Origin of the sequence: Shewanella sp. 11B5 (genome assembly GCF_002836795.1) — a bacterium.
In the GTDB taxonomy this organism is placed as follows: Bacteria; Pseudomonadota; Gammaproteobacteria; order Enterobacterales; family Shewanellaceae; genus Shewanella; species Shewanella frigidimarina.
In genome coordinates this window covers 1-4,151 of sequence record NZ_PJAP01000579.1, presented here as the reverse complement: position 1 = coordinate 4,151, position 4,151 = coordinate 1, and the positions used below count along the sequence as shown (strand labels likewise).

Below are 4,151 nucleotides of genomic sequence, written 5' to 3'. Positions count from 1 at the left end.
GATGTTAATGTCAGTGCTGATGGGAAATTTGTGTTGGCGACTATTGAAGCGAACTTATTTGAACGAGAAACCGAGAAGAAAGCCGATTTACCTCATGAAGTGGTCTTACTGAATACTCAAAATGGCAAACAGCAGAAATTTGAAAATGTAGATTCCGCCTTGTTTAGCGACAATGGTCATTTTTTAGTGGTGAAATTTAAGGTTAGCAAGCCTGAATCTACCGATGCGAAATCTGAATTATCGGAATCTATGGCTGTTGAATCTATTGCTTCAGAGTCTAAAGTTTCTGAATTTATTAGCCCCGAATCTATTGCCGCTAAAAAAATGGCTAAGTCTGAAGATGAGACTCATGCTGAAATTGAGGAGGCTGATAAAGGTGCTGATATTCGGTTAATTAATTTGGCTACCAATCAACACTCGCAGCTATCTGATGTGACCCAATTCGCTTTTGATAAAACTGGGAAGCATTTTGTTGTAGTCGTCAATCAAGGTGAAAATCAACTGCACCAAGTTGTATTGGTGACATTGGATGACCAAAAACAGCGTCAGCTTTATGGTAGTAGCGATGAACATATTGAAGCATTAGCGATCAGCGATGATGGTCAATATGTTGCAGTGACCAAAGGTGCCGCGAGTTCGACACGCTATGGCCGTGAGCATGATATGTTGCTTATTGATGTAGAGCAGAATAAACAACAGCAATTTGCTCAGTCTGAAGGTTGGACATATAACCAGTACTCAAGCTTACAGTTTTCAAAAGACGGCCAACGTTTGTATGTTGGTCGAGTCCCCAAAGTCGCACAGCAAGCTGAATTAGCTGATTATCAAAATGCCAATGATGTCTTTAATCCAGAGATTATCACGGCAAAAAAGCAGTTACGTATTTGGCATGGCGATGATGCCAAAATTAAGCCTCAAGAAGTCAAAGAATATGAGCAAGAATTAAAACGCACTTATTTAGCCGTTTTACACTTAGATTCAAATAAGTTAGTCCAGTTAGCCGATAAAATGGTGCCAGATGTCACTTACGGTGAACAAGCACGTTTTTTATTGGCCAGTTCTGATGTGCCATATCAAAAAATGATCACCTGGGCAGGCTTTTATCGTGATGTGTATTTGGTTGATGTAAACAACGGTAATAAAATTCCTGTGTTAACTCAGCAACCCAGTGATGCAATGCCTACACTGTCACCGAATGCTAAGTTTCTGGCTTATTATCAGCAAGGTAACGTGTTTCTGTTAGATATTGCATCTCAACGTCGAGTTAATTTGACTTCTAATATTACGACACCTTTTGCTGATGAAGACCATGACTATCCCAGTGCTGCACCCGGTTACGGTTTTGGCCCTTGGTTAGCCGATGATAGTGCGATAACCGTTTATGATAAATATGATGTATGGCAGTTTAGTACCATATCTAACCAAGGGTTTATGCTAACCAATGGCGAGGGGCGAAAGCAGAAAACTCAATTCAGGCTAGTTGGCTTAGTGAAGGATGAATTGTTACCCGCGGTAGTGAGTGATGCTGAAACTGTACTATTGCAAGGTTATAGTCATCTATCAAAAGCAGACGGATTTTTTAGCGCTCAAATTGGCATAGCGGGTGTGAAGCGCTTAACCGAAAGCAACAGTAAATTAACGTTGCTTGCCAGAGCAAATAAAGCCTCGACAGTGGTGTTTTCGAAACAGCGCTATGATTTGTATCCTGATTTATATATTGCAGCTAATACCTCACCACAGAACGCCCAACAGGTGACCCAACTGGATAAGCAGCGTAAACCCTTTAAATGGGGAAATGCGGAGCTAGTACATTGGCGAGATGGTGACGGGGTTAACATGGATGGAGTCCTCATTAAGCCAACAAATTACCAAGCCGGTAAACAGTATCCAACCTTAGTGTATTTCTATCGTTTTATGAGTGATAGGTTGCATGCATTTCCTGATATGAAACTCAATCATCGACCTAACTTTGCTTGGTATGCAGATAATGGATATGCGATTTTCTTACCTGATATTCGTTTTGAGATTGGTTATCCTGGGATTTCCTCAGTTAAAGCCTTGACCGCTGGCGTCCAAAAATTGATAGCGATGGGAGTTGCCGATCCTGATGCTGTTGGTATTCAAGGGCATTCTTGGGGCGGCTATCAGAGTGCTTATGCGGTAACCCAAACCAATATCTTTAAAGCGGTAGTCACAGGTGCTCCGGTGTCGAATATGACCAGTGCTTACAGTGGTATTCGCCATGGTTCAGGGTTAGCAAGACAATTTCAATATGAAACCGGTCAAAGTCGAATGGGTGAGAGTCTGTTCAAGGCACCACAAAGGTACATTGAAAACTCGCCTATTTTTTATGTTGATCGCATCCAAACACCCATGATGATTATGTTTGGTGATAAAGATGATGCAGTGCCTTGGGAGCAGGGAGTTGAGTTGTATCTAGCAATGCGTCGAGCAGGGAAGGATGTGGTGTTTTTACAATATGAAGATGAGCCACATCATTTGAAAAAGTATCCCAATAAACTTGATTATACCATTAAGATGAAGCAGTACTTCGATCATTACTTGAAAGGTGAGCAAGCCCCTAATTGGCTTCGCCAAGGTGAAGCTTATCAGGAATATAAAAAAGTAGATTAAACCGCTATCAATGTTTATCTAAATGAACAAAAAAACGCCCTATGCTGATACAGATAGGGCGTTTTTTATTATTGATACCACCGATATAGAACGAGTTATTGCGGATCTTGATGGGTTATTGGCACAGCAAAATATTGATCTTCAGTGTCTTGTCCCCATGCAATCAGCAGATTATCTCTGAATAACAATGGCGTGCACTCTTCTTTAGTGGTTTCACCGTCTGATTTTATATGGTGGGTACGGTAATACATCACTTGATATTGTCCATCTATGCCGGTTTTGGCTTCGACAAAATCTGCACTGCCTAATAATGTTCTGATCTCATCAAGGCTTTGACCAAAGCTGACTTCGCTCATTTTTTGTAAATTGAACGCCTGGCGATCATCCCAAGCTCTGTCTTCTGGCTGTGGTTCATAAACAAAAATCACCACGGCAACAAACAGTAAATAGGCAGTGAAAATTCCACCGATGATATATGTCACTTTATTGTTCATAATCTGGATAATCCATTATGGTATTAATGTCGTTGACTGTATGTAAGCTCAACTCTGGATAATAAACGGTTATCATCTAGTATTTAGTTCCGCTATCTGCATTGTATCGGCTTACCATAAACCTACTATTATGATGTAAAACCCTTGGCAACATCCGTGGCAATAGTGATATAGCAGACTCTAAATACATTCGTTTTAACGCTATAGCCCATCCTTTATCCAGAGTGGCAGTTAGCTTATTATGACATTAGTTTGTTATCGGATTGATCCTAAATTGTTTCAAATTAATATTCAGTGGAATATCGCATTGTAACTGGGCTAATTTATAACTAATTCTGGCTATCTCTTTTCCTTCGGCTAATTTAAGTGCTTGCTTGGCGCCAAGGTTATCTAAAGAGCGATATAAATTAGCCAGCGTTCTAAATTTATTGAGTAAATCAGCTGCAGATTTTGGGCCTATCCCCATAATTCCGGGTATTTTATTGCCGCTGTCACCTGCTAGTGCAATAAAGTCGAGCATTTGGTATTGCTCTATTCCCAGTTTCTTTTCATATTGTTCAACATCAAAAACCTGTTGATTAAAATGATCCCACAAGGTGAGGTTTTTAGTTGGTAACTGGCTAAAGCCTTTGTCGGTTGACACGATAATAACTTCTCCCTTATTGCTGATCATTTTCATCGCAATGGTGGCGATAACATCATCGGCTTCAGATTGAGCGTCAAAGGAGTTGATATCGTGTTCTGCAAGTGTGGCTTTGATATTTACCAAGCCATCACTTAATGCCGTTGGCATGGGTTTACGACCTTTCTTGTAATCGCTGTACAGTGTTTTGCGCCAGGATGGCTCATTGCCATCCCAAACGACCATGCAATGGGTTGGTTGATGTTGCAGCAACATTTTTTTAGATGCAGCTAAAACGCGCTCTTGAACGCTGGCAATATCGTTTTCATCAGGTAACACCGCATGAATGCGGCGTACGAGGTTGAGTCCGTCAATTATGTGTAGTTTATTCATTTGTTTTT

General features: G+C 40.7%; 3 protein-coding genes. 1 reads left to right on the top strand and 2 read right to left on the bottom strand.

Annotated elements, in window-relative coordinates:
* Positions 1-249: 249 nt before the first annotated feature.
* Positions 250-2,634, top strand: a complete 2,385-nt coding sequence (locus CXF78_RS13500; RefSeq protein WP_374702294.1) for a S9 family peptidase — start codon at positions 250-252, stop codon at positions 2,632-2,634.
* Between the two features lie 95 nt (positions 2,635-2,729).
* On the opposite strand, the gene CXF78_RS13495 is transcribed toward CXF78_RS13500, so the two are convergent.
* Together CXF78_RS13495 and xni are read right to left on the bottom strand one after the other, a co-directional pair.
* Positions 2,730-3,128 carry a DUF3192 domain-containing protein gene (locus CXF78_RS13495; RefSeq protein ID WP_011638226.1) on the bottom strand — a complete coding sequence of 133 codons (399 nt, stop codon included), beginning with the start codon at positions 3,126-3,128 and terminating at the stop codon, positions 2,730-2,732.
* Positions 3,129-3,375: 247 nt separating this feature from the next.
* Entirely contained in the window at positions 3,376-4,143 is a 768-nt protein-coding gene (xni, locus tag CXF78_RS13490; protein WP_102037090.1) for a flap endonuclease Xni, read from the bottom strand.
* Positions 4,144-4,151: the final 8 nt, after the last annotated feature.